This window comes from Enterococcus sp. ZJ1622 (genome assembly GCF_011038845.1).
GTDB lineage: Bacteria > Bacillota > Bacilli > Lactobacillales > Enterococcaceae > Enterococcus_B.
The window spans coordinates 54599-81134 of sequence record NZ_JAAKDW010000003.1 but is presented as its reverse complement, the minus strand read 5'-3'; the positions used below and the strand labels follow the sequence as shown (position 1 = coordinate 81134).

25 protein-coding genes and 2 pseudogenes are annotated in these 26536 nt (G+C 39.9%); 5 read left to right on the top strand and 22 right to left on the bottom strand.

Annotated elements, in window-relative coordinates:
• Positions 1 to 143: 143 nt before the first annotated feature.
• Genes G7Y42_RS03685 through G7Y42_RS03675 form a run of 3 tightly spaced genes read right to left on the bottom strand, consistent with a single transcriptional unit; the run spans position 144 to position 2388 of the window.
• The gene (locus G7Y42_RS03685) at positions 144 to 917 is read right to left on the bottom strand and encodes an HAD family hydrolase (protein WP_165004103.1); all 774 of its coding nucleotides are present in this window, start codon (positions 915 to 917) and stop codon (positions 144 to 146) included.
• Positions 918 to 936: 19 nt separating this feature from the next.
• The gene (locus G7Y42_RS03680) at positions 937 to 1572 is read right to left on the bottom strand and encodes a DNA alkylation repair protein (RefSeq protein ID WP_165004100.1); all 636 of its coding nucleotides are present in this window, start codon (positions 1570 to 1572) and stop codon (positions 937 to 939) included.
• An 18-nt stretch (positions 1573 to 1590) separates the two neighbouring features.
• Positions 1591 to 2388, bottom strand: coding sequence for a formate/nitrite transporter family protein (locus G7Y42_RS03675; protein ID WP_165004097.1), 798 nt, complete (start codon positions 2386 to 2388; stop codon positions 1591 to 1593).
• A gap of 317 nt (positions 2389 to 2705) precedes the next feature.
• Between G7Y42_RS03675 and rpsD the strand changes: the two genes are divergently transcribed.
• Together rpsD and G7Y42_RS03665 are read left to right on the top strand one after the other, a co-directional pair.
• Entirely contained in the window at positions 2706 to 3317 is a 612-nt protein-coding gene (rpsD, locus tag G7Y42_RS03670) for a 30S ribosomal protein S4 (RefSeq protein WP_165004094.1), read from the top strand.
• Between the two features lie 140 nt (positions 3318 to 3457).
• Positions 3458 to 3997: a biotin transporter BioY gene (locus tag G7Y42_RS03665; RefSeq protein ID WP_165004092.1), complete on the top strand. Its 540-nt coding sequence runs from the start codon at positions 3458 to 3460 to the stop codon at positions 3995 to 3997.
• Here G7Y42_RS03665 and G7Y42_RS03660 read toward each other — a convergent pair.
• The 8 genes and pseudogenes from G7Y42_RS03660 to G7Y42_RS03625 form a co-directional block, all read right to left on the bottom strand.
• A pseudogene (locus tag G7Y42_RS03660) lies at positions 3924 to 4460 on the bottom strand (transposase); the annotation flags it as partial. The gene G7Y42_RS03665 and the pseudogene G7Y42_RS03660 overlap by 74 nt on opposite strands.
• A gap of 525 nt (positions 4461 to 4985) precedes the next feature.
• Complete coding sequence (locus G7Y42_RS03655) at positions 4986 to 5618, bottom strand: hypothetical protein (protein WP_165004088.1); 633 nt, start codon at positions 5616 to 5618, stop codon at positions 4986 to 4988.
• Between the two features lie 230 nt (positions 5619 to 5848).
• Positions 5849 to 6358 carry a QueT transporter family protein gene (locus G7Y42_RS03650; protein ID WP_165004084.1) on the bottom strand — a complete coding sequence of 170 codons (510 nt, stop codon included), beginning with the start codon at positions 6356 to 6358 and terminating at the stop codon, positions 5849 to 5851.
• A gap of 474 nt (positions 6359 to 6832) precedes the next feature.
• The gene (locus G7Y42_RS03645; protein WP_165004081.1) at positions 6833 to 7594 is read right to left on the bottom strand and encodes a 3-oxoacyl-ACP reductase; all 762 of its coding nucleotides are present in this window, start codon (positions 7592 to 7594) and stop codon (positions 6833 to 6835) included.
• Positions 7591 to 7812 (bottom strand): DUF2829 domain-containing protein, encoded by a 222-nt coding sequence (locus G7Y42_RS03640; protein ID WP_165004078.1) that lies wholly within the window; start codon positions 7810 to 7812, stop codon positions 7591 to 7593. Before G7Y42_RS03640 ends, G7Y42_RS03645 begins: the two co-directional genes overlap by 4 nt.
• A gap of 37 nt (positions 7813 to 7849) precedes the next feature.
• The gene (locus G7Y42_RS03635; RefSeq protein WP_241161902.1) at positions 7850 to 9379 is read right to left on the bottom strand and encodes a helix-turn-helix domain-containing protein; all 1530 of its coding nucleotides are present in this window, start codon (positions 9377 to 9379) and stop codon (positions 7850 to 7852) included.
• 53 nt (positions 9380 to 9432) lie between these two features.
• On the bottom strand, positions 9433 to 10134 hold the full coding sequence (locus G7Y42_RS03630) for an LrgB family protein (protein ID WP_165004072.1): 702 nt from the start codon (positions 10132 to 10134) through the stop codon (positions 9433 to 9435).
• The gene (locus G7Y42_RS03625; RefSeq protein WP_165004069.1) at positions 10127 to 10537 is read right to left on the bottom strand and encodes a CidA/LrgA family protein; all 411 of its coding nucleotides are present in this window, start codon (positions 10535 to 10537) and stop codon (positions 10127 to 10129) included. Before G7Y42_RS03625 ends, G7Y42_RS03630 begins: the two co-directional genes overlap by 8 nt.
• Positions 10538 to 10856: 319 nt before the next feature.
• Between G7Y42_RS03625 and G7Y42_RS03620 the strand changes: the two genes are divergently transcribed.
• On the top strand, positions 10857 to 11591 hold the full coding sequence (locus tag G7Y42_RS03620) for an MIP/aquaporin family protein (protein WP_165004066.1): 735 nt from the start codon (positions 10857 to 10859) through the stop codon (positions 11589 to 11591).
• A gap of 113 nt (positions 11592 to 11704) precedes the next feature.
• Here G7Y42_RS03620 and G7Y42_RS03615 read toward each other — a convergent pair whose 3' ends face one another.
• From G7Y42_RS03615 to G7Y42_RS03565, 11 genes and pseudogenes are all read right to left on the bottom strand, one after another.
• A complete protein-coding gene (locus tag G7Y42_RS03615; RefSeq protein ID WP_346773680.1) occupies positions 11705 to 12979 on the bottom strand; it encodes a helix-turn-helix domain-containing protein in 1275 nt (424 codons plus the stop codon).
• Positions 12980 to 13432: 453 nt separating this feature from the next.
• On the bottom strand, positions 13433 to 14527 hold the full coding sequence (locus G7Y42_RS03610; RefSeq protein WP_206215434.1) for a DUF916 and DUF3324 domain-containing protein: 1095 nt from the start codon (positions 14525 to 14527) through the stop codon (positions 13433 to 13435).
• Between the two features lie 106 nt (positions 14528 to 14633).
• A complete protein-coding gene (locus tag G7Y42_RS03605) occupies positions 14634 to 16655 on the bottom strand; it encodes a MucBP domain-containing protein (RefSeq protein WP_241161901.1) in 2022 nt (673 codons plus the stop codon).
• Positions 16656 to 16788: 133 nt separating this feature from the next.
• Positions 16789 to 17514, bottom strand: a complete 726-nt coding sequence (locus G7Y42_RS03600) for a WxL domain-containing protein (protein WP_241161907.1) — start codon at positions 17512 to 17514, stop codon at positions 16789 to 16791.
• Between the two features lie 435 nt (positions 17515 to 17949).
• Complete coding sequence (gene lacD / locus G7Y42_RS03595) at positions 17950 to 18927, bottom strand: tagatose-bisphosphate aldolase (RefSeq protein WP_165004056.1); 978 nt, start codon at positions 18925 to 18927, stop codon at positions 17950 to 17952.
• A gap of 13 nt (positions 18928 to 18940) precedes the next feature.
• Positions 18941 to 19867 carry a tagatose-6-phosphate kinase gene (gene lacC / locus G7Y42_RS03590; RefSeq protein WP_165004053.1) on the bottom strand — a complete coding sequence of 309 codons (927 nt, stop codon included), beginning with the start codon at positions 19865 to 19867 and terminating at the stop codon, positions 18941 to 18943.
• Positions 19864 to 20394 carry a galactose-6-phosphate isomerase subunit LacB gene (lacB, locus tag G7Y42_RS03585; RefSeq protein WP_165004051.1) on the bottom strand — a complete coding sequence of 177 codons (531 nt, stop codon included), beginning with the start codon at positions 20392 to 20394 and terminating at the stop codon, positions 19864 to 19866. Before lacB ends, lacC begins: the two co-directional genes overlap by 4 nt.
• A 14-nt stretch (positions 20395 to 20408) precedes the next feature.
• Positions 20409 to 20837 (bottom strand): galactose-6-phosphate isomerase subunit LacA, encoded by a 429-nt coding sequence (gene lacA / locus G7Y42_RS03580; protein WP_165004490.1) that lies wholly within the window; start codon positions 20835 to 20837, stop codon positions 20409 to 20411.
• A 20-nt stretch (positions 20838 to 20857) separates the two neighbouring features.
• The gene (gene lacG / locus G7Y42_RS03575) at positions 20858 to 22264 is read right to left on the bottom strand and encodes a 6-phospho-beta-galactosidase (RefSeq protein ID WP_165004049.1); all 1407 of its coding nucleotides are present in this window, start codon (positions 22262 to 22264) and stop codon (positions 20858 to 20860) included.
• Between the two features lie 3 nt (positions 22265 to 22267).
• Positions 22268 to 23927 (bottom strand): annotated as a pseudogene (locus G7Y42_RS03570) (PTS transporter subunit EIIC).
• A gap of 12 nt (positions 23928 to 23939) precedes the next feature.
• A complete protein-coding gene (locus G7Y42_RS03565; protein ID WP_165004047.1) occupies positions 23940 to 24251 on the bottom strand; it encodes a PTS lactose/cellobiose transporter subunit IIA in 312 nt (103 codons plus the stop codon).
• A gap of 178 nt (positions 24252 to 24429) precedes the next feature.
• On the opposite strand from G7Y42_RS03565, the gene G7Y42_RS03560 reads away from it, so the two are divergent.
• Together G7Y42_RS03560 and G7Y42_RS03555 are read left to right on the top strand one after the other, a co-directional pair.
• Positions 24430 to 25200, top strand: a complete 771-nt coding sequence (locus G7Y42_RS03560) for a DeoR/GlpR family DNA-binding transcription regulator (RefSeq protein ID WP_165004044.1) — start codon at positions 24430 to 24432, stop codon at positions 25198 to 25200.
• A 185-nt stretch (positions 25201 to 25385) separates the two neighbouring features.
• Positions 25386 to 26507, top strand: a complete 1122-nt coding sequence (locus tag G7Y42_RS03555; RefSeq protein WP_165004042.1) for a hypothetical protein — start codon at positions 25386 to 25388, stop codon at positions 26505 to 26507.
• Positions 26508 to 26536: the final 29 nt, after the last annotated feature.

Here is a 26536-nt window from a genome sequence, read left to right as displayed (position 1 = left end):
GAAAGAAAAGGTGTAAAAAAGAGAGGATAGAACATCCATCAGTCCTAACCTCCCTTTACTTTTTCACATAGTCGAACACATTCTTTATGATTGGGACGAACTCTCGGCTTTTCAGCATAGAAGCTGGCTAGCCCTGTCATAGGTCAGATCACACTCAATTCCCGTAGTGCTTTCCAGATCCCGTCTCGGTCATTCGTGTCAGTGATCATCTTAGCTTCTGCCTGGACCTCTGGAGCAGCATTGCCCATTGCGACTCCGATCCCCGACATACGTAACATTTCTCGGTCGTTTTGTCCATCTCCAAAACTGATGATATCTTCGTGAGCAATTCCAACCTGATCAGCCAATTGAAGAATAGTTGCCGCTTTTGAACCATCTTGCGGTACGACGTCCACACTGTTTTCGTGCCAGCGGACGAATCGTATTTTCTCGTAATGTGCGAATTCATCATCGTATTTACGATCAAAGAAAGCCAGTGCCTGATAGATTTCTTGCTCTTCTGCAAAAAACTGATCCAGTTCAGGCAATACGGCGCCAAACGAATGCATCGCTTCTTCCATCACTTCCACGTCATTTGAAGAAGAACGTTTGATATTATCCAAGCTGACAAAAGCGGTGTCGATTTTTTTCTCATGTGCTTCTTCAACGAATTGTTCGAGTTGTTCCTGATCCAGCAGATTTTTATAGACTTGTTCATGGTCCAGAAATCCTGCTGCTCCGTTACAAAGGATATAATTCGAAAAAGCTAGATCACGAATCACTTCTTGTGCATGGAACCGACTGCGACCTGTCGCAATCGTCACTAGGTGTCCTGCTTTTCGCAATTTGTCCAATGCTTCTCTCGTGCTGTCTAAAGCTTGTTTATTGGTATCTAACAACGTGCCATCAATATCAAAAGCAAATAGTTTGCGTTTCATTTTTTGTCGTCTCGCTTTCCTATAAATATTTGCCTGCTTCTCTGGTAGCTAACTTGCTCAATTCTCCTGCCAATTGTTTTTTTACCCAGTCTGCATTCGTTTTGCTGTAATCTCGAAGTGCCCAACCGATCGCTTTTTGAATAAAAAACTCATTTGTCAGCCGATTAGCCTCGATTGCCTGTACTAGTAAATCTTTATCTGTCTCTTCTTTGAATCCCAACTGTAGCGTGATCGCGATACGTCGCAGCCAAAAATCCTCTTGGCCTGCAAACAGCTGATATACAGCCATTCGCTGTTCCATATGCTTTTTGCACCATGTGCTGTACACCTTTCGCCAAGAATCGATGCTGTCCCACCACTCTTTTGTTCCGACTAGTTCAAGCATCATCTCCAACTCAGTGAAAGTGAGACGATCGATGTTGTTTTGGACCAGATCGATCGCAAAATACTGATATTCCCGTTCGATCTGACCATAATAATAAGAAACCAACGCCAGTAACTCAGGAACAGGCATCTCCTTGCTTTGTGCCAAAAAAGGCTGCTGCAATTTTGCACGTTCGGGCTTTGGGACGCCTGCAAACGGAAAATGGTTTTTCATATAGTTTTCCATCCACTGTGCTTTTTCTTCATTTTTTGGAAAAACAAGTAATTCCAAAACGGCTCCTCCCTTTCTCTAATCCACATAAGAAGACTGGGATTGATTCAGCCAAGCATAACCTAATCCTATGACTAGGCCTCCTCCGACATAATTCCCGATCAAGGCAAAGAACAGGTTATGTAAGACACTCTCCATCGTCATCACATCCATCTGCCCGCTCGAAGCAAAATAAGCTAAGGTGAATGCTGGGAAATTTGCGATCACATGCTCATAGCCTAAAAATGCGAAGATAAAAATAATAAAGACGATCGTCAGCACTTTCCCCGCATCTTCTTTCATCCGCATGCTGATCAGTACTGCTGTGTTCACCACGATGTTGGCGAACATCGCCTCGATCAGGATCGTTCCTGTCGATTTCGTCAGTTTGGTTGCAATTGATTCTAACATAAAATTATCCAACGTTAAATCAAGGAACGGTGACGTACGGGAAACCAAGAATCCAAACAGCAGACCGCCGAACAGATTGAACAAAATACATGAAAACAAAATCTTTGCGGCTAAACTGACTTTCAGTCTTCGGCGAAAAACGCCAACTGTCATATAGAGCATATTCGAAGTCCCTAATTCCGCATTCATGTATAAAATCATGACCAAAGACCAGCTGAACATGAATGCATATAAGATCTTCCCGAGACCATGTGCGATGTCCTCGCCTTTCATCGCGATCGCAAATGCAACCGCTGTCCCAAGTGTCAGAAACAAACAAGCAAGCATCGCCCGGACGGCGTAGCGTGCAAAACTATTCTCAAACAAGTCTATCTTTTTTTCAATTGACGCATCGATCTTCTCAAATAATGGTGATACCGGATTCATCTCTTTTCTCCTTTGATTTTGTTAAGTCTATTTTCCGCTTTGGCATATACCTTCTTATTTTATAGAGAGAATACCAGTTTGTAAAGCGTTTTTACGATTTATTACCTTGACATTCACGATCGATGTAAACTATACTGTAGTTTGTGTAAAATAATGCAGCAGAAAAATAATAACTCATCCCTAGTTTGTTGCCCCGCTTCGGGTTCAATTGTGTAACCGCGGCTGCAAAGGTGAAGATTGAAGAACAAACTATATGATTATGAATTTTTCAACGGATTATTTTACTCCAAAAACTATATTTATTGGAGGAAATCTTAATGTCTCGTTATACAGGACCATCATGGAAAATTTCTCGTCGTCTAGGTATTTCATTATCAGGCACAGGAAAAGAATTAGCACGTCGCCCTTACGCACCAGGTCAACATGGACCTAACAGCCGTGGCAAACAATCAGAATACGGCATGCAATTAACTGAAAAACAAAAACTTCGTCACATGTACGGAATGAACGAACGTCAATTCCGTAACTTGTTCGTAAAAGCTAGCAAAATCAAAGAAGGTAAACATGGTGTTAACTTCATGATCTTACTAGAACAACGTTTAGACAATGTTGTTTACCGTTTAGGTCTTGCAACTACTCGCCGTCAAGCACGCCAATTAGTTAACCATGGTCATATCATGGTTGATGGCAAACGCGTTGATATCCCTTCATACCACGTAGAAGTTGGTCAAGTGATCTCAGTTCGTGAAAAATCACAAAACATCGTTACAGTAAAAGAAGCTGTAGAATCAACTGTTGGACGTCCAGCATTTGTAAGCTTTGATACTGAAAAAATGGAAGGTTCATTGACTCGTTTACCAGAACGTGACGAACTATATCCAGAAATCGACGAAGCTCTTGTCGTTGAATACTACAACCAAAGCCTATAATTTCAGAAGCTTGGCTGAAAAAGTCCGTTGTCTTTTTGACAGCGGCTTTTTTTTACCAAAAAACCCTTTACACGAAAATCAATCTGTTTTATACTTTCGTTAACCAAATAAAAATAAAAAGTTAACGAAAAGAGGCTTCTATGAAATTTACATTAAAAGAACTCATCTTGACAGCAGAATTTGCTGCGATCATCTCTGTCCTTTCCCAATTCACGATTCCTTTAGGTCTTATCCCTTTGACTGGACAAACATTTGCCATTGGGCTAGCCGCAACCTTTCTTGGAAAGAAGCTAGGGACTACTTCTGTTTTGCTCTACTTACTGCTTGGTTTGATTGGTCTCCCTGTATTTGCTGGCATGTCTGGCGGAATAGGCGTCTTATTTGGACCAACGGGCGGCTACTTGATCGGTTTTCCTTTCCAAGCTTGGCTTACTGGCTGGTTCCTCGAAAAAATCGGTACCAGTTATTCCTCCGCTCTGTTTGCCAATCTGCTTGGGGCCATCGCGACTTTGATTTTCGGGATGTTCTGGCTGCAATTCAGTAGTGGCCTTACCTTAGCAAGCGCTTTTTCGAGTGGCTTCCTTCCTTTTGTACTTCCGGGAATAATCAAAGCAGTGGGCGCAGCATATATGGGCGTTTTGCTGAAACGACGATTGGATAAGTTCCTTCTTGCTGTTTGATAAAAAAACGTGGAAAGAGAATGGGACAATAGTCCTTTCTCCAAAAGAAAACAAGTCCGATTTTGATGGTTAATTTCAAAATTGGACTTGTTTTTTCTTCTTTACGTCTCTTCCTCTCCATGTATTTTCCTAATTTTCTTAAATTTAACGCCATGAGCGCCAAGCCAATGTCAATCTTGGCTCCTTGTTTCCCTCGTAAGTGGAAACGTTGGAACGCCAAATGAGCCTTTAGATGTCCAAACACTGGTTCGACATCGATTTTCCGTTTCCAATAGATCGAACCTGTTTTTTCCTCTAAAAGCTTCTTTTTACATTCTGCTTTGAAATAGCACAATGTATTATTCACTAAAATTTGTCGGTTTCGCTCACTTTTTGCTTTTGTACATTGACTACGAACAGGACAGTCTCGACAATTTTCACATTCATAATTTTTGAAATCACGTACAAATCCACTTTTATCTTTTATTTCGACAAAAGCGTTGACTGCAAAAGCGACATCTGTTTCAGGAATATATTGTTCCATATCTAATGGTAATGTTGTTTGGTTGATGGTATAATTTTTAACATAAAGCACTCGCTTCCTTTCTGATTGGGTTTGGTCACTTTAATCTTATAGGGATGAATGCTTTTTGTGTACTTTAAAATCAAAAAAAGTGGGGCAATAATCAGATTTTTTTCTGACTATTGTCCCACTCTCTTCTTTTATTTAATTCTATAACGGTTGATAATCTTATTTTCATCAAATAAGAACAACCTCTATTTTTATACATGACCTACAAAAAATATATTGAGAAATTTTCTCACATCTCTTTACACGTTTTTCAAAAATTGGAGGACTTTTCTTTGCTTATAAAAGCTTGTGATAATCTCATTATCCTTGCATTTGAAATCTTTTTTTTTGAAATTCCCTTCATTAATCAGCATATCAAGAGAATAATTCTTTTTTTTCATATAGATGTTAACCAATTTATCAAAGAATACTTTTATACTAAAAAGAAAAATTCCAATAAAAAGGACTTCCCACCAGAACTCGCTGATTAATTTCAAAAGAAGATCTATAGCTTTTGGAGAAGAATTTTCCTTTAGATAATGGAGGAATGAAGTTACCCCTTGGATTATACTCACTATCAAAGCTAATCCAATGAATACACTCATTATAAGGATAGATTTGAAACGAAATTTTGTTAATCGACTCATTAAAGTATTCCTCATTCTTTATTTTATAATAGTATACCATAGTCAGATTATTAGGCTCGTCAATATAGAACAATTTGATATGAAAATTATAGGTTGTTCTATAGGGTTTGAAGACATAATTATCTAAGACAAGTTTTTCTGATTTACTAGATACCATAAATATTTCAGACCACCAAGGATTCCAATAGGTGTAATATGGAGGATATGTTGAAGTATCCCCATCAGCGGTCATTGTGTATCCAATCATCGTGATTGCATGATTGTGTTTTCCATCGGTGTTTGTATGGTTCTCAAGATCAATAACAACAGGACTGTTATTGTCAATTTCCTTTTTCAAGTCGGAAAAGGGAAGTAATGTTTTGATAAACTTAATATTTTGAGAATATTCAGTATTGAGGTATTTAAGAACATCTTCAATATACATAGTACGACTGCCAACTCCTCGGGCACAAGTCTCAATATTCATCAAACATGAGAAGCTGTTTTTTGAAATTGTTCCTTATGCCGCAGAGTTAAACGGCAGGCTCATAACCTCACACACGGTGTTCCAGAAGTAGCTTCTTCGAAATAAGCCGAAATTTTACAAAAATTTGAGTAGCAATTTTCGTAAATTCCTTCTTATTTCTTGAAGCTGCCCACTTCTGTCACAACCTCTTATTTCGTCAAATCGATTTTTTTACCGATCCAGTAAACCAAGACACCACCGATAGTCATCGAAGCCAATTCTCCTAAGGCAATGATCCCCCAATTAAAGAAAAAAGGCGCTTGATATAAGATCGTCAATTGTCCCGCTACAGTGAACATGGAAAAAGAAAAGATCAAAGCCGTAATGACCATCTTCCATTTCATGTTTTTGACCCGCTTTGTGACTGCTGCATTCACCGATAAAACGAGAAAAGTGCTGATACTTCCGACTGCTACATCGATCAGTCCAAGAGGCGAGGCCAAATTCGCTAGCGCCACTCCCAAAGTAACAGCCAAAATATATCTTTTGTTGTAAAGCGACAGATAATTGAACATCTCCGAAAGTCGTATCTGGATCGCTCCGAAGCTGATGACTGACAAAGCAAACGTCACTGCCACATAAAGTCCAGTCACAAGTGCCATACGTGTCATTTCTGTTGTTGTCCAGCGAGTAGCCGAACGCTGTTTCTTATTTTCCATTAGAAGTTCTCCTTTGCAAGATGAGTGATCTTGGTGATAACTGCGACCAAAGGATGGGAAATCGTTCCAGCTGAAGTGTCGCAGTGAAAGAAAGAGGTTGTGACAACTGCGTTTTGCTTTGAGCAATAAGAACACTGAACAGAAAATAGCTCCTCATATTTTCTTGTTCAGTGAGCTTATTGCCGAGAAGCAGCAGTTGGAACACCGTGTACGAGGTTGTGAAAAAGCTGTCCTGCATCAAGCAGTAAGGACGGTCAGAAAAAAATAGCTCCTCATATTTTGTATTTTTCTGAGCTAATATCGAAGGTCAATTGTTTGAACACTATTTATGAAAAGATTGTGACAGTACCGTTTCCTTTTATATGCCAAGCAGACACGTTGCCTCACTAAATCTTTGCTTTCAAAAAAGGACTCAGACAACAGTTTGTCTCAGTCCTCAATTCAATCATACCTAAGCTATTTAAAAACGCAAGGTTATTTTAAAATCCAGCCACCGTCTATCGGTACGATCGCTCCTTGGATATAACTTGCTTGCGGTGTTGCCAGAAACAGCGTCAATTCCGCTACTTCCTCCGGTTGTGCCCAGCGTTTCACTGGGGTTTCATTAGCGACCCAAGTGGCCATTTCACCTGTTCCGGCAAAATCAGCGGCATTCATCGGGGTCTGGATTGCGCCTGGTGCGATCCCTTTTACCCGGATCCCTTGATCTGCATAATCCAGCGCTAGCTGTTTGGTGAAGCCCATGATTGCATGCTTCATGCTAGTATAAGCAATCCCTCCGCCACCAGCCACTAGCCCGGCAATCGAAGCCATATTGATGATCGTGCCTGATTGTTTCTGGAGCATGCTAGGGAGAATCAGTTTCGTTAACCGATACATACTTTTGACATTCGTTTCATAAATACGGTCCCATAGGTCTTCTTCTGTTTCCATCAGAGGTTTGTATTCATCGAGTATGCCGGCTGTATTCAATAAGACTGTAATCGGACCGAATCGAGAGTGGCATTGGGATACAGCTTGTTCCAGTAAACTTTTTTCCCGAATATCTCCAACTAGGTACGCAAATGACTGCGAAAATTTTTGAGCCATATCGTCCATCTTCCCTGCCTTTTGATCCATCCCAAACACAAGAGCGCCTTGTTCAAGAAAAGCTTGAGCCTGGGCAGCACCGATGCCAGAAGCAGCACCGGTCACAAAAACGGTCTGTTTCGCTAAGTCCGGGTAACTGTTTTTCATTCCACGATTGCCCAATCATCTGCTAGAATATCACATACAGTTGGCGCAAAGCTGGAGAATCCTTCATCACTTGTTTTGATCAGCAGGTATGGTGTGACTGGGCAGCCGTCAAACTCATCTCCCGAGACCAATACGACATAAAGCTCAAATCCGCTCCAGCCTTTACGTATGATTTTTGCTCCTTTTTTCAATTCCGGTAATATTTCTTCAAAAGTCATTCTCTTCTTCCTCTCTTTTATAAATGAACTTGCCTCATCAGTGTGCATTGCTTTTTGCTTGCTGGATCGATCTGATTTTCTGGAACAATTGGATATAATCCGACAGCTGCAACTCTCCTGACACGATAAAATAATCAAGATCCGCCCACGGCTTTCGATGCACCTTGCTTGTAGAGATCAGCAAGTCGACTTCTCTGCCGCGATAATCTGTCGGAAGGAAAACAAGCTGGTAATCATTCCGGAAAAAATTCCTCAGTCCTTCTTCTAACAAACATTCTTCGAATAACGGGAAGTCAGTCATCAGCAGAATCGTGATCTTCGGCAGTTGAGAGGTGAAAGCGCCCATTGTCTTTAGAACAGTCAAATATCTTCCCATCAAAAAAGCAGTGTTTTTAAATGCTGGATTCAAGCCTTTTTTCTGTTCTTCTGTAAAAAACAAGTCCAGCCACTGCTTGAGTGCTTGATTCTCAATCACTAGATGGTTCATGAAATCACTGCTGTTCCCATCGATCGTTTCCTTTGCCTCGGGGAACAGATAGACAAATAAGTGACTGCTGAACAAATAGTTCTCTGCTTCGAAGGACAGTGGTTCTTCCGGCAAGTTCTGCTCATTCTGATAACTTACTAAAGCTCTTTTCGCCTCACACAGCGCATCAAAAGGTGGTGATAAAATGTTTTTATGAAAAGAAAAGATCAACTCTCTGATCTTAGGATCGTGATAATATTCCTCTCGCGTCATTAGAATCAGGAACAACGCACCTAGTTCGGCTTCCACTTGGAAATAATTGGGGAAAATCGGTTCCATCATTCGACAGAATCGTTTGAACAGTTCATTGTTTTCGATCAGTTCTCTTTTTTTCTTGTTCAGCGTGACGTAATGTTTTTGGGATTTTCTCAAAAAGAAAGCGCCTAGCATGTATTCCAGACGGCGTTTTTTGATTTCATTCAGCCGCACATTGAAAAAAAGCATGATCTGCTCCGCCATACGCTTCACATCCGTCTGCGAGATCGTTTCAAATGGCCATATCTTCCCGCGAAACAACTGCCAAAAGGTCATGTGGATATAAAGACGGATGATTTCTTCTTCTCCTTCGGCAACATATGTACCTCTCTCCAAACGAATACCGTAAGGCTGCACCTGCTGCTTCCACTCATTGATTTTTCGATGGGCGGTGGATTCGCTGATGTAGTGCTTTTGTGCAAACTGGTACATCGTATGGAATTCTTCAAAAAAAATGTCGTGCAGTAACTGGAACTTCAGTGTACTTTGCACGAGGTAGATCAAAAAGCGTTCATGCTCGATCGAATCTAGCGCTTTGGAAAAATGGTAGCCTGTCCGATGATTCTTACTGAACAAGGCATGTGATTTTCCGCTAAAGCGCTGATAACTTTTGGCTAATTCATTGAGATATTTCGTCACACTTCGCGCATCTAACTGAACGATTTGTGCTAATTGTGTTGCTGTATGGCATGTTTGGTCCTCAAAGCTTTCCAGCAGAAGGATCTTATAGTACAGATCCCGATCAAACTGCTTCAGATATTCAGAAGACAAATACAAGCCTCTCACTCCTTTATGCTAGGACGTTTTGGTTATTGTAGCACAATTTGTGCCTTTTCGCACTAAAACAAGCCAGCAAAAGGTTGAAAAAGAAATGGCAGCAAAAAGACCGTCAAGATCCCATTCACACAAATGGCAAGTCCCGAAATGATCCCTTCGATTTCACCGATCTCAATCGCTTTTGCTGTACCGATCGCATGAGAGGTACTGCCTAAAGCGACCCCGCGAGCCACAGGACTTTTTATTTTAAATAAGCGGAAAATATGCGTAGCGATCAGTGAACCGAAAATCCCAGTCGAAACGACGATCGCTAAAGTCACGGCATTCACACCGCCCATCGTATGAGAAAGATCGACTGAAATAGCTGTAGTGACAGATTTTGGTAGTAAGGAGATCACCATTTCTTTTTTCAAAGCAAAGAAATAACCGATTCCGACACTCACAAAACAATTCGCAGCAATTCCAGCCAAGATCGCCGCAATCACAGGGAAGAAATGTTTTTTCAGTAAATAAAAGTTCTTATACAACGGGATAGCTAACGCTACGGTTGCCGGCGTGATCAGCATTGTCAAAAAATTCCCGCCGATATTGTACTCTTCATAACTGATTCCTGTAAAATGAAGAAAGAGAATGATCACTAGGATCGATAAAACTAACGGATTGATGATTGGCAATTTGTATTTACGCAAGAATTTATCGGATAAGACGTAGACCCCTAACGTCAAACTCAATCCAAACAACGGATTACTGAAAAATTCATTCAATTCGATTGTCCTCCATTTCTGCTCCTGATAGTTTTTCTTCTCGTTTGATCCGGAAATGTTGCAGTATCGCTTCGACCCCTTCAGCTGTTTTTCCTGCAACAGCCATGGTCACAATCGAGCAAATGACAACTGCACCTAGCAAAATAGGCCAGATAGATGCAATATCATCAAAATAATCCAATAGTCCTACACCTGCCGGTACGAACAAGATCGTCAGATTATTCAATAAAAAATCGCCAGTAGCGCCGATTTTTTCTGGATCGACAAGATGCATCTGAAAAGCTAGGAACAAAAAGAGTATCCCTAAGATACTTCCTGGGATAGGTAGATGGGCAAATACTCGGATGCCTTCTCCCAAGACGGAAAAAAAGATGATGATAAAAAATTCTTGAAAAAATTTCATTAAAAATACACTCCTTACATCTAGTTTTCATTTTACTAACAAACTTTTTCAGAAAGTTTCAAAACGTGCAGGTTATAAGAGACAACATTTGAGAAAAAACTTGTTTTTTTTTTGGTATATTTATAATTAAAGCTTGGTGGGTTGTGTAAAAATCTCAAGTCAGGTAGGAAGACAGTCGGATTTCTTTTTATCTCAGGATTTTCTATTCTGTGGTGCTAGCACTTATTGCGACTGCTGGAAAATGACAAGGAACACCATCCCATTGCTTTCATGTTGTTGTTTCCTTTTTTTTGCATTTTTATAACTTTTGGAGGTATATATGGATTATTCACTTATGACCCGTCTTGCGGCGGAAATGATTGGTACAGCATTATTGATCGTTTTAGGTAACGGCGCTGTAGCAAACGTAGATTTGAAAGGTACAAAAGGTTATGGCAGCGACTGGATGCTGATCGCTGTAGGATATGGCTGCGGGGTAATGATCCCGGCAATGATCTTTGGCGGAATCAGCGGAAACCACATCAATCCAGCATTCACGATCGCTCTTGCATCAAACGGTCTATTCCCTTGGGCAGAAGTCTTGCCTTACATTGCTGCACAATTAGTTGGGGCTGTGATCGGACAATTGATCGTAGTGGCTTGTTACAAACCTTACTACGACCAGACAGAAGACGTTAACCACGTGTTAGGTACATTCTCAACCATCAACAGTGTTGGTTCGAAATTCAATGGTTTCGTCAATGAATTCTTTGGTTCATTCGTCTTGTTCTTCGGTGCTCTAGGTATTACAAAAGCACCATTCTTCCAAGATAATCTTGGTACAGCTCACTTAGCACTTGGTTTCCTTGTATGGACATTAGTTGCTTCACTTGGTGGTCCTACAGGTCCTGGACTGAACCCAGCCCGTGACTTTGCACCACGTCTTGTACACGCACTTCTTCCATTGAAACATAAAGGTTCTTCTCAATGGGGTTACGCATGGGTGCCTGTTGTAGCGCCTATCTGTGCCGGGATCGTCGCAGTATTCTTATACAAATTCATCTTTATGGCTTAATTCATATAACAAAAAAACTTGGTACAGAAATTTTGTACCAAGTTTTTTATTTTTCAAGAAAGCAATGACACTTTCTACAATAAATTCGCTATTCGAGTTTGCCGATGAATTATTCAAAAAAAATCGATTTCTTGATTTTCGTTTTTGCTGTCTCTGTATTTTTCTTCTTGGATCGTCAACAAGATCTTCGTAAGGTTCCCCCAGTCCAATGCTCTTGGCGGATCAAGCCAAACAACGACTTGAGACGCCCCTTCTTCGTATAAATTGTTCCTGTTCGTAATGATGACATCTGGAAAATCAGTTTTTCCTGCCTCTATCACTTCAGTATTCAGATTGATATACAAACTTAAATTTTTCTTGATAAACTGGTTATAGGCGGCACCATAAGAAAAATCGATGGTGATCTTTACCGGTTCAGAAACCAGTTGGACAGGTATGTGATTGATCAATAACAGTAGATAGCTGAAAAAAAGAAAAAATTTATCTTGAAGCAGCTCTTTGCACTCTGTCATCAACTCATTCATATACTCTATCAGATAGAAATAAAATCCAGGATAGTTTTGTCTGAAAAAAGAAACATCTAGTGGGAATTCATCGGATTTGTTAATGGTATAATACAGAAGTTTAAAATGTATTTTGGTCAACTCGCTTCGAATCAACTGGCTCGTCTCTTCCCCTAGCGTTTTGAACTGCTTTTCAAAACGTTCGATGAACCGGTCATTCAGGCGTTCGATCGTTTCATCTTCATTTTTTCTCAAGTATCTTTGGTCTAGCTTATCATGGAGATAAAGCCAAGAGAGTGTCTTATAGATAAAAACAGCTGATTCTATCCCTAATGTCCCTTTTAGATGATAGAATCCAACATCTGAAAAAAATAACAGCTGGTTTCTAGCGATATCTAATGAATCTGCTTGTTCAGCCAAGAGGTTGATTGCTAAAAAGTGGAACAATTTCTTTTTTTCATAAGCAGAAAGAGCATAAAACCGATTCAACTGTTTCAACATCTTTTCTGTTTTTATGATTATAGGTAGCGCATACACTTCTTCAAAACTTATCTCTGTTGAATTGAAAAGATTATACAAAAAAAGCCGGATATTTTTTGGGTTTCCTGTCAGCTTTCTCTTCTCAAAAAAAATCTGATACTTCTTGAGATTCCTTTTTAGCCCCTGCAATACTTTATAAGCGACAGAATAACTCACGTGATGCTGTTCAGCAAAGTTTTCTATCGAGACATATTTTTCTTGAAAGAAAGCCAACACCATCTTCATCGAGAGAGAATCCGTGATATACCGAGACAATAAGGCTCTACTAGAACATCTGCCGTCGATTTCCAACCTTATATCCACTTCACTGACAGTTAGCCGAAAATTTTTTTCTAGATCGAACATTCGTAAATCATGTTTTAGCTTATCGATCGTTTTCTTCAAGAGAAATGTCGATAGTGATAGTTCCTCTTGGATGTTCGATATTGACTCTGATAAATTTGAGCTTGCCTCTAAATATTTAAGTAACGAATAGCTTCTGTAATCTTCCTTGCTTAAAAAAAACTCATAATTCATTAGTCATCAGCTCTTTTCTGCGTATATTGCTGTTTCCACTAATTCACCAACTTACTGGAGATAAAATGAATTTTCTTGTTCTGGATCCATACTGCCAACACTTTTATTTATATATCCTGCATCAATCCATCTTTTCGCTAAACCACTTGGAGACTAAGCTATTTACCTTTCTTGTTGTTACATCCATTATAAGGAGTATAGCATGACAAGTGCATTTAACTTTATGATGATAAGAGCTCAAGTCTCACATGCACATGTTAAGAAAACGTACCGATCGTTCTCTTAACTTTTCTTATCTTCTTTCTTTTTCAAAATAAACCAAAGAATGAGTAATAACATGAGCAATACGAAAAGCGAAGCTACTAAGTGGTAGATCCATCGATTATCTTCTTTGATCGTAACGTCCTGCGTATTCAATTCCTTGGCTATTTTTCCGTCTATTGTAAAATCTTTTTCAAATATCCATTGATCACTATAGTTGATAGTGGTATTTTCTTTTTTTCTTGAGAATTTTCCATTTTTGTTTTCATTTCCTAAAACAGTCATTGTGAGATGGTATTCACCTGGGGTCAGCGGGTCGCCGTTCAAAGCAGTCGGAAAAGAGAAATTTGTGTTTGGAGCAATCTGTAAATCTTCTCTTTCCTCTTGATATAAAACTTTAGACTGACCTTTTTTCGTGATTTTTGTTTCGATCACTACTTGATTGATATAGGTTTTCTGATCATTTTGCACATTCGCTAAAATAACATTTCTTGCATTGATCTGATCGGGTTTGACTTCATGGAGAACCAGGTTTGGAGCCACTTCGTTCAAGCTCTGTCGCATCAACAAGGCAACGACATAGGTGTATTCATTCTCAATGGATAAGCTTTGGTCCTTATTTTCTGTCTGTTCTTTTTCTGGCTGGATTTCCTGGAATGTGATCCCGCCTGCCATTACGCCATCGAAACGATCATTGGGCATCTTGACATGGAAAACGACAGTTTGGACACTTTTAGGTTCCAATGTCACTGTCTTTGGATAGCCCACATAATCTGTAAGATCGAAGAGTAGACTCTCGTCTTTTTCGATCTTGTTCTTTCCGTATTCCACCATCACATTTGAATTGGTAGTTGCACTGTTTACTGAAAGACCGATCTTCACTTCTTTTTCCGTATCATTTCTCAATTCTGCTTTTAATTCTGCTTCCTGATCTGGATCGAGTTGAAGATCGAAATACGTTTTTCTCTTATCGATTTGATTTTCAGGAGTGATTGGCGTCACCGAAAAATTGAATTCACTAGCTGTCACGGGCAAATTGCTCAAAAGTGTTCCTAAAATAACTAGAAAAGTTATAAATAATTGCTGTTTGGGTCTCAAGAAACTCGCTCCTTTCATCCTATGTAAGAGAAGACTGCCAAAAAGCATGTGCCTATGGATAAAACATGCTTGTTGTCTTCTTGTTGCTCCATACTTTTGCCATCATCTTCTCTTTCTATTTATTTTATGGGACATCTGCAAGAATCCAGGATAGTTTCCCCTCGAAAGTCCCGATCCTTTGGTCTTCTACAGGGATATCGATCCTGATTCCATGTTGGGCTGTCGAATCTAAAAGAGCAGACAGATCGCTTTCACCCTTTTGATCACTTTCGAAAACCGTAACAGCGGATGTCCCTATAACCGTTGTATTTTCAGAAGTAACAAACGAAAGAGCTTCCGGAAGTTCAAAACTTCCGTTTGTCAGAACTTTCTCTTGCTTCAATTGTAATTTCCAGCTTCCTGAAGCTCGTTCGTCCATCACTTTCAATCCACCTGAGAACTGCCCGAATCCACTTAATGGTTTGCTGGATATTTTATGTTTCCCAAAATCGACATGCTGAGGAGCGGTTGAGAGATAAAGCCTGCCCTTTCTGTAATAAAAATAGATATCCTCTGTGTTCTCGGAAAAGACGCCTTCTGTGTTCGCTGAATCCGAATCAAAAACATATCCTTCGATAGCAATAGGGATTTCTTTGTAATTCTCTCCTATTTTCCCAGTAACTGTTTTCATTTCAGCAAGATCCTTTTGGCTGTCTTTCTCTTTATAATAAACGTGGATATCGATTTCCTTCAGCTTTGCAATCGTTAGACTTATTTCGTTCGACTGATCGACCAATTCTGCCTTCTCAAGATATTCAAAGTGCATCTTGAGTACCTTTTCGGGAATCACTTCCTGCAGAGTGGTTTCTAATTCGATCACTAACGTATCTCCAGCAGTAAAATAATCTGCCAGATTGAGCATGACTCGATTTCCGGTTATCAGGATATCTTTGGCGTCGACTTGCTTCCCGTTGATCCAGATATGCTCAGGAATCGTTAATTCTTTCGGAAGCTCTATACTAGTTTGCGGTTTTTTATCTTCAATAAAATTCCCAGCGATCTTCAATGTATTTCTGATTGTTATCTTATCGTTTCTTTCAACTTCAGCGATGGCCCCATAATCACTATCGTTGACTTTTACATCAGCTATTGATGTCACATTCGATGGAAGTTGCGTCATAGCTATAGCATTCTCCTGAAAAAAAGTACCCGTTGAAGAAGTAAACCCCCAATTTACTTCTGTCGAACCGAACTGTCCGATAAGATCAGGCACGGTATGAGAAGAGCTGCCGACACCTTCCAAATCATAGGTGAGACTTTTTTGGTCTGCATCCCATTGGATCATCAGCGTTCGCCATGTGCCGTCAGAGAGAAATGTAGGTGCTACTGTTACACCAGTGTGTTCTCCAGAATAATTATTGTTATTTGGTTTAGGCGTGACGAAGGCGACATGCCCATAGCCTTTATTATCGGCACTTATTTCTCGATCCATTCGATCAGAAGAACCGCTATTTTTATACGTATCGAACTCAATAGATAACGCATTTGCGATGTAAGGCTGTCCGGATCGGGTGGAATACGAGCCGATCCCCATCCCTGGTGATCCAATGACTTGACTAGGTTGACTAGCCATTCTAGAATCACCGGTCAATGTAAAAGTCATCCCATCTCCCGCTTTGTCTTTCTGGTCCCCCAAGTATAGATAACATTTGAATGTAAAGTCCGAGAGTAAATTGATTTTCCTGTTTGACCAGATAGCGCCTCTTTGCGATCTCTCTGCTGGATTCAACTGCAATAGCTTTCCGTTTTCTAATATGGACGTGCTAGTGCCTATAGGCTGCTGGAAAATTTTATCAATAGAAATAATATTAGGATCATCAGGCAACCCCACTGCATAGATCGGTACATCTCCCACTGTCTGCTTGACTAACCTCTCGGATTCTATTTTTCCAGTGGTCTCTTCGCTATTAGAAACACTTGGATCCTCACTGATTCCTTGTGTCTGGCTGGATTCTGCCAAACTCTCGGATGTCGAAGCAGGTTCGCTTTCTTCGACGATTCTATTTTCATTTCCCACCTGATTCGATTCTACAGAATATCCTATAATCGGAAAGATATTAGCCGCTAACAGACTGCTTAAAACGAGCGCGATCATTCTCTTTTTCAATAGATCTTTTCCTCCTGATCATTAAATTCCTAAATAAACTCTTCCTATCCCACATGAATTCAGTCTGACCTTTAACATTCGTTGTCCAGACTTCCGAGTCAGTTCATGTATATTTTGAGTACTTTCAAACAATCTAATTATTGGGTGTATCTTCTAATGTCCAAACTAATTTAGTAGAGTATTGCTGTGCTAATTTGACAGATTTACCGGGTACTGAAAGCTGTACCGCATCTTGGTTTTCATTTTCAATCGCGCCAAATCGATAGACCCAAGTCCCCACACCAGTTCCCGATTTAGCATTGATCGCTAATGTATTATTCCCTCCTGGTGTCAGTGTTAATTCAGAGTTGACCGTTCCAGGCGTATATTTAGGATCGACCAGAGAAACAGCCTGCCCTTTCGTGAATTTCAGCTGTGCGCCGATTAGTTCGTCTCCACCGGCCGTTTTGAACTGCTCTGGCTGAGAAACACTTAATTTCCATCCAGACAATGTCCCTCTTTTGTCTGTCACTTGGACATATGTCGGTTTTTTAGACCCATCTTTCATTTCATCAGCAGCTGCATAATACGTTTTATCCGCAGTAGAAATTTTTTGAGTCCCGAATTTGAATTTTGATCCATAATCGATCGATAATTCCCCTCCTGTTCTAGGTTCTGGTGGATCTACTGGATCGACAGGATTGTTGGGATCAGGATTCTCCGGATCAACTGGAGGGGTTACTCCATCATCTCCTGCTTCAAATGTAATCGTTCCATCAGTGTTATATTCCTTTGGGTATATGTCAGCTGCAGATACAAAAGTCGTACTTGCTGCCATACTGAATAACATCGTTGTTATTAATGCGATTTCTTTTTTCATCATCGATACTCCTCTTTCTTTTTTCAATAATCATATAATCGATTCGATTCCTTTTTTATTGCAGCTTGGTGTAGATCAAACTAGAAATACAACTGCCATAGCCTCTAACATAAGTTGTAAGCTTCACTCCTATCTATCAAAATGTGGCTTGACTGCCTAAACTGCAATCAATAGCTATTATAAGTAAATAAAAAATGCATATTATATTATTTTTTGTGCGTATCGGATAAAAAAAGTATAAACGCTTGCATTTAGTACTCCATGTGACGTGAAACGATCGGTCAAATAAACATTCAATGCCTTGCTACACAGCAAAAAAGCAGCATATCCATGATAAATGGCTCTGCTGCTTTTGTTGAAACCTTTTATATAATAGGTGGTTTCTTTGGTTTTGATAATGCTACATTACTACTAGAGGGATGCCGATAAAATGAATCAGCTTCTGTTAAAATCAATAGGTGTAGCGGTTTCAGCTAGCACCGCATTCAAATTTTCGATATTTTTACGCCCTTTCGTGTTCATCCATTCGATCGTCGCCGTTTTTCCTCCTAAAATATAGCTTTTTATGCCCTCACCCCAAGTGGCGCGACCGCAAAGAACACCATTGAACGTAGAACCAGCATGTTTTGCAAAATATAAGGTATCTTGGAACAATTCAGGAGAAACACCAGCGCTCAAAAAGACGTAAGGTAGATGGGTAGCTTCCGCTTGTTCTTTGAAAAAAGCTGCTGCTTCTGTTTTTGTATAAACAGCTTCACCGATAGCATAGCCTTCGACATGCTTCATGTTGACTGGAACTTCCACTTTTAATACATCTACCCCGTAACGCGATTTAGAAAATTCTTTCATCATTCCGATGACTTTATGTGGTTTTTTGCGCGCATATTCTTGCGATGACGGCTCAGAAATAGCTGCATCATACGCAAGTAATTCTAGAAAAAACGGCAGATTCTCTGCTTGGCACTCCAGACCGATCCGTTCGATAAAGGCTTGCTTTTGATGATTGATTTCATCAGATTCATCGATATCATAATAAAGCAGCGTTTTACACGCATCCGCCCCAGCTTCCTTCAATCGCTTGACTGACCAAGTAGATAACAAATCTGGAAGACGTCCAGGAGCAGATACATCATAGCCGGTCTTCTCATAAGCTAACAATAACCCTGAGTTCACAGCTCTGACATCAGCTGCGGGTAGTCCATAGTCCGGATCTAGCAGAATGGATGACGCATACTCCGTTAATTCAGAGGAAACGATTTTCTTGAATTCTACAATCTCTGATTCTTCTGCTTCACTACCTTTGAATCTGGTGATCATTTTTTTCAATGCGCCACGTTGGTCGATCGCTAAAGCGCCAATTATCCCTTCTCTATTGCATAATTGCTTGATGCACCGTCGTTTTTCTTCGTTCAAATCAATAATCCTCCTAAACTTCTTCTATTTGGATCTGCTCAGCTAGTGTATGATAATCAGCTAGATCAACATAGCCCGTTGTTTCTTCTTTTGCATTCAGCATTCCTAAAGTACTTCCTTGTTCTAACACTTCATCGTCTGGAATCTGCTTTTCGATTGCAGCCACTAAACCGGCTAACATCGCATCACCGGAACCCACGGGATTAGCGATAGTGATCTCAGGGATCGTCACATGATAGAACCGGTCCAAATGTTTAGCGAATGCCCCTTCACTGCCCATTGAGACCACGATCCAGTCAATACCGGCAAACAATTGGTCTGACAAAGCTGCTTTCAGTTTCTTCACATCCATAGTGACAGGCTGTTCTGATAACTCAGCGAATTCTTCCATATTAGGTTTGATCAAAAATGGTTTTGTCTCTCCTTTAAGTACCTCTACTAGCGCTTCACCGGAGCAATCTAAAACAACTGGCTTTTTTTGGCATATCTGTAGCATTTGGCTATAAAAATCAATTGGCAATCCTTCAGGTAAGCTACCCGAAAAAATGATCATATCTTCTTTTGGCACTAATTTTTCAAGATGCTTCTTGAAATCTGCCGCTTCTTTTTCTGATATGACTGGCCCGCTTTCTAAAATCTCTGTCTGCTGACCATCGTGTAAAATCGCGATGCAGTTTCTTGTTTCGCCTTTGATGGATAAGAAGTCATGGATAATACCATTTTGTTCTAATATGTTCTTGATTTCTGTCCCTAAAACTCCACCAGTGATTCCACTAGCTATCGCTTCTACACCCAATTGTTTCAATACACGTGTCACGTTCAATCCTTTCCCGCCTGCAGTTTTTCGAACACTACTCACCCGATTGACTGTATTTAAGTGGAATTCTGCCGCCTGATAAGAGATATCGATAGAAGGATTCATTGTAATCGTCAAAATCATTGGTCAACCTCGCCATCTTGGTATTCGCCGCGGTTCCATCTTATGAGAAATTCGTCAAAAAAATGCGGGTCTGATTGATCGTCAGCTGCTTTTTCTATATTCTTGATTTTAGCGAGCAGTTTCTTGTTCTCTCCTGTTTCCTGATACTTTGCATGTATGAAAGCAGTTAGCATATCACGGATCAAAAACTCTCCATTGATTCGTGCACCAAAGCTGATCACGTTCGCATCCAATTGTTCTTTCGCATAGATAGCCGTTGTCATATCACGCACCAATGCACTGCGTATACCAGGTACTTTATTGACAGCATTGCTGATGCCCACACCCGTTCCACACAAACAAACGCCTAAATCCGCTTCGCCGTTTACTACAGCCTCACCCACTTTTTTCCCATAAATCGGATAGTGTGTCCGTGTAAAATCATAGGTCCCCATATCTATCACTTCATGCCCCTTGGATTTCAAAAAATCTGATATAATTATTTTGGTATCTGTGACGATGTGATCACTGCCAATAGCGATTTTCATTTCCTCACCCTTTCTTACCCCATTTTTTTCAACATATCGACACGGATTTGATGACGTCCGCCCTCATAGTCCGCTTGTAAAAATTCTCGCACGATATTTAAGGCCAACTCTTCTCCTACGATTTTTGAGCCAAGAATGATCATACGGGCATCGTTATGTTCTCTAGTCATATAAGCACTGCGTTCCTCTGAAACCGCAGCTGCGATCATCCCTTTGACCTTTGTAGCCGTGATAAAACTTCCCACGCCGTAACCATCTACTACGATCCCCAAACTTCCTTCGTTTTCATTTAAATCATTGACGACTGAAAGAGTCGCATCCACAAAATCTTCCGAAGGCGTTTCACTTTTATCTACTATTGCGAATCCTTTTTCAAGCAATTCTCTTTTGATCACTTCCTTCAATCTCATGCCCTCAGTATCTGAACCAATCACTACACGCATTTTTTTCATCTTGTCTTTGTTCACCCTCCAAGCGACTTCCTATCACTGATTTTTTTGTACCAAAAAGCACTTTTTTTCGCGTATCTGTTTTGATTATTGAAATCGACATAGAATAACCCGTAGCGTTTTGTATAACCATTCGTCCATGAAAACACGTCCATCAATGACCACAGAAAATAGCCCTCCACATTCACACCTTGTTCAATCGCATTCAGGATCGCTTTCAAATGAACGAAAATATACGCAATCCGTGAATCATCCTCGACTTGACCATTACATAAAACATCTTTGTCTCCCAAACCATTTTCTGTCACATAGAGTTTCTTATAATTCGGATAGCGTTGCTTGATGAAAACTAGCATGTCCTCAAGTCCCCGAGGATAAATCGGCCAGTCCCAGTCTGTTGTTGGGATCTCTGGGTTGTTCACACGCTCTCCGACTCCTTTCAAGGCAAAAACACTGCTTCCTTTTTCTCCCGTACCATTGTGGCAGATAGTGGATTCGCCAGAATATGCTTGGATGAAATGACTCGCGTAATAGTTGACACCGATAAAATCAATCTGTTGTGCCGCATAAGCTAATTCTTCAAAGTCTTCACGCGTGGCATTCAGCTCTCCCTCATTCTCAACAAGAATATCTGTTAGAATGTTTAAGGTATCATCAGAATAGTGTCCTTTATAAGTGGCGTCTAATAAAAACTGATTTGCTAGAACATGTTCTTTCAATGCAGCTTGTTCATCTTCATGACTTTTTGTCATTGCATACTTGGATTCCAAAATGTGCACGATCCCGATTTCCCCAGTTTGATCTGTCTCTTTATACTTTTTGACCACTCGTGCATGTGCGACCATCATATTATGCATGGATTGAATCGCTTTGAAGAGATCGTATTTTTCGTTCGGCGGAAAATGACCAATGATGTACTGACCCGCGACCACAGACCATGGCTCGTTGATCGTGATCCAATAATTCACCTTATCTCCATACTCGTTGAAACAAAACTCCGCAAACGCCACATAAGCAGTGATCATTTCCTGAGAGAGCCAATCCCCTTTGTCAAATAAGGACAACGGCGTATCAAAGTGGTGTAATGTAACAAAGGGTTCCACGCCATTCGCTATGCACGCGTCAATCAATTTGTGATAAAACTTGACACCTTCAGAATCGATAACCCCGCTCCCAGTAGGAAAGATCCTTGACCAAGCAATGGAGATCCGAAGACCATTGATACCGAATTCTCGGCACAACTCTAGGTCTTCTGGGTATTTATGATAAAAATCGCTTGCCATACTTGGATCGAACATCCCTTGCTCTTGCAAATAATCATCCCAATAATTCTTTCCTCGATCCCCCTCCAATAATGCGCCTTCTGCTTGGAAAGCAGCTGTCGCAGCACCAAAAATAAAATGTTCTGGAAATTTGTTCATTCTCTACCTCCTTAGACTATCAAAAACAAAATCTACTGCTTGATCCGGCGCTTTTGCTAAAGTCACGTACTCTACGCCACTAGTAGAAACAGCTTTTGTTTTATAATTTTTCACATCTTCTTCCAGCTCTTTTAGCATGGAAGCCATTTGCGGAGCCAAAACGATCAAATCAAATTCATCGATCAGGTCTTTGTGCTGTCCGTAAGCCATTGCTGTGGATTCAATATCGATATCTCTAGCTTTCGCTCCCTTTTTTATTGCATTTGCCAGCATAGAGCTTGTGGCTCCGTTTGCACAAAGGACTAAAACACTCTTTTGACCTCCTTCTTTCTTTGCTGCATCTACTGCCTTGTCAGTTGTACGGTTTCTGTTCACAAAGGTTGTTTCGGGGGCTGACTCACCCATCTTTTCTTTTGCCACCAGTTCATTGTCATATGCCTTGAAAAATGGAAAATAAACCAGGAAATCGACAAGCAGCAAAAGGAGTACCAGCAAAACAGACAAACCCGCAAATCCAGTACCTAAGATCAAGCCGATCGGTCCCGGCGTTGTCCAAGGTAGGTTATAGATGAATCCATTCATTTCTAAGACATCGACGAAAAATTTAAAAATCCAAACATTCAGGATCGGTGCTAAGACGAACGGGATAAAGAAAATCGGGTTCAACACAACCGGAGCACCGAATAAAATCGGCTCATTTACACCAAATAAAACTGGGATAGCAGAAGCTCGGCCAATCGTTTTCATCTGCTTCGATTTCGCTAAGAAGGCAAACATCATAGTGAGGATCAAGGTGGCGCCAGTACCACCTAATGTTGCGACAAAATATTGTATCCCTTGTGAGAGGATCCTTGGTGCATGCTCCCCATTTTGATATAGTTGAAAATTCATTTCAACATTTGTGATGTAGATGGCTGCAACTGCAGGCTCTACAATGGAAGGGCCGTGGATACCGACAAACCAGAAAAATGCCATGGCACCAAAAATCAATGCCAATCCTAAATATCCATCTGCCGCACTGAAAATCGGTTGGAACCATTCAATGATTTTTTCTGAGAACACGCCTCCTGCCAGATATCTGAACCCCAGATCGAATAGCCAGAAAAAGATGGTGGTTAAGGTAATCGGGATAAGATCTTTAAATGTCTGTGAAATATTTCCCGGGACTTCCTCAGGCATTTTTATGGTGAGATTCTTCTTTACGCAAAACCGGTAAATAGTTGGGACAATGAATCCAATGATAAAAGCAGTCAATAATCCTTTCGTTCCCATATAACCGGAAGAAAAACCGCCTTCGATCCCATCTACGCCAACGATCATAAAACCGATAAACGCGGCGATCATCGTTGAAGTGCTGTTGATTTGTTTTAGGCAATTTGTTGTTAAAGTTTTCTGTCAAACTCTTAGTCACTGTCGCTGCCATCAGTAACCCCAAGATCCCCATCGAGCTATCGTATGCCTTCATCAAGATGAGTTCAACTGACGGATTCCAATGAATACCAAAAGCATTTGGCACATAGGCTGCTAATAGGAAGAAACTCGAAAAAAGAATCACAGGGATAAGACTGATGAAGCCATCTCTGATCGCTCTCAAGTAAGGATTATTAGATATTTTTTCAAAGAAAGGTTTCATTTTTTCGATTCGGTGGATTAATGTTTTCATACGGGTACCCCTCTACGCTTTTTTATAAATATTGATCAAATGCCTGATTGTATCCTTCAACAGCATAGTAGTCATTAAATGATCCTGCGCATGGACCATGATAAATCCCAACTCTATATTTTCTCCTCTTGCTTCTGCCGCCAACATATCTGTTTGGGATTTATGCGCTTTCATTAAACTCGAATGTGCTTCTTCCACTAACAGATCCGTTCGTTCAAACCTTCCATGTTCTGCTTCGTTGAGTGCCTCCATCAATTTAGATCTTGCTTCACCTGCAAATGCCACCACTTCAAAACCGATCATTGCTGCTTCTTCTTTGGTCATTTTCTTCCTCCTACCATCATTGTTTGTTTTTGTTTATTTATGTGTGATTCAAACATACTATAAAAGAAGAAGCATGCCCTGTCAACAGCTAATATTCTCTTTAAAATTGACTTTTATAAAAAAATATACTATGTTTAATTCGGACAAAAAAGAACTGTTTGGACGAGGAGCAAGAAAGATGATAAAAGACGAACGTCAAAAATATTTGCTGGATTTATTGAAGCAACATAAATTTCTAAAAGTAAAAGACATCGTCCGTGAACTTAACATAACTGACATGACCGTGCGAAGAGATTTTCAAGATTTAGAAGATCAAGGACTGATCATTCGCGTTCATGGTGGTGCAAGAATTATTGAAGATAATAAAAACAGCATACTGACTGAATTAAGCCATAGAGAAAAACAACATATACATCTGACTGAAAAAATGGAAATCGCGAAATTGATCGCTGAGAACATCTTGGAAGACGAGACTGTTTTTTTAGGGGCTGGAACGACGATTGAATTAGTCTATGAATTTTTAACTGTGAATCGTGCAAAAATCATCACGAATTCGATCCATGTTTTTGATAAGTTCAAACAAGACCCAAGATTTGAGCTGATTCTGATTGGCGGATCATACCGAAGCAAAACAGGCGCGTTCGTTGGCACGATCGCAAATGATTTTATTTCTAGTATCCATGTGACCAAAAGCTTTATCGGTGTCAACGGCTTAGACCACTCAGCTGTCTATACTTCTAATGAAGATGAGGGACTGACACAAAAATGTGCATTGAATATCGCCGAAAAAAAATTCATTGTCGCAGATCACCATAAACTGAATAAAAAAGACTTCTACGGCTTCTATCCTTTAGAATCTGCCGATTATCTCATCACGGATTCCAACATCACAGCCGAAGATCGGGCATTATTTGGCAAAATCCTCCATCTGTTGGTTCCTGATCCATAATAAACCTGCATGAAACATCCCTGCTTCTTGTACGCTGATGATGTAATTATAAAAAAACTTGGTACGCAACCGCCGTACCAAGTTTTTTGTTTTTGAGAAAAAATAGTTCTCGCACATCACTTCTGCTATTCTCTCTTGTGTTACAGTAAAAAAATAAGTTATTCGTACAAAAGGAGCGAGGGTATATGAATGATTTAAAACGCCATTTTGATATCTTAGCAGTTGCACTAGGGCTGAAATATAGCGGTACTCTGATATATGGAGATGCCGAAGGAAAGAAAAACGACCAGATTTTGTTTTCCACTTACAAAACGATGCTGAAACAAAATCAAAACAAATTTTTTATCGATAACCAAAAACTTTCTGATGTTCTTGAATCTTTAGACCGTTCCCTTCGTTTCTCTCATGCTGAAACTCGAGAAGAAGCCGAACAACTGATCCATCAATTAAAATCCGAAACTCCTTCTTCTTTCATCCTTTGTCGAGACGAGAGAGAAAAGAACACCCCTTCTCATGCTTCTGGGTTGCTTTTGTATAAAAATAAAAACAAAGACTATCTTATTTATAATATCGATAAAAACAGAAATATCGATAAACGTACATCGGTAAATTTTCTTACTATCCCCGCCGATAAGCTGACTAAACTAAGTAAGATCTTACTGGAGGAAAAATTAAATTATCGCTTGCCTGGCGCTTCTCCATTCGAAAATTTACGTAAAATCGTTGATTTATCTGAAGAAAAGTTCTTTTTACCGACAGATATCTCCCTATCCTTACAAACGATTGGTAACTGTTATATCAAAAATATAGAAGCAGCTTTCAAAGTAGCTTTGCATCGTTGCAATCATAGCATCAATTATTATTCTAAAGATTCTTCCACTACACCCAAATGGAATAATTCTTTAGCCAGTACATTAAAAATGCGTTATTATTTTACTCTTGCCATGAAAAAACAAATGATCAATAGCGCGATCCAGTTAGACGATCCAGCATTAAACATCACATCTATCAACAAAATGGCAGATAAACTATTCCAGTATTATCTGGAGAAAAAGAAAATAAAAACACATGGATGGAAAGACCAAGAGACACATTCTATTTTAGAAAAAAAAACCGACAGTAAAATCACAGATTATCACTCTTTCTCCAAGGCAGCCAACAAGTATGTCGCAGATACTTTTTCTAATGATCTTGAAACAAAGCAATTTTTCTCTTTAATTGATAAGATCCAGGTAGCAAAGGAAAGAAAAAAAGAAATAAATCCCGTAAAAAAACATTCCATAAATAATAAATACCACACACTTTAACCGTATGTGGTATTTATTATTCTTACTTA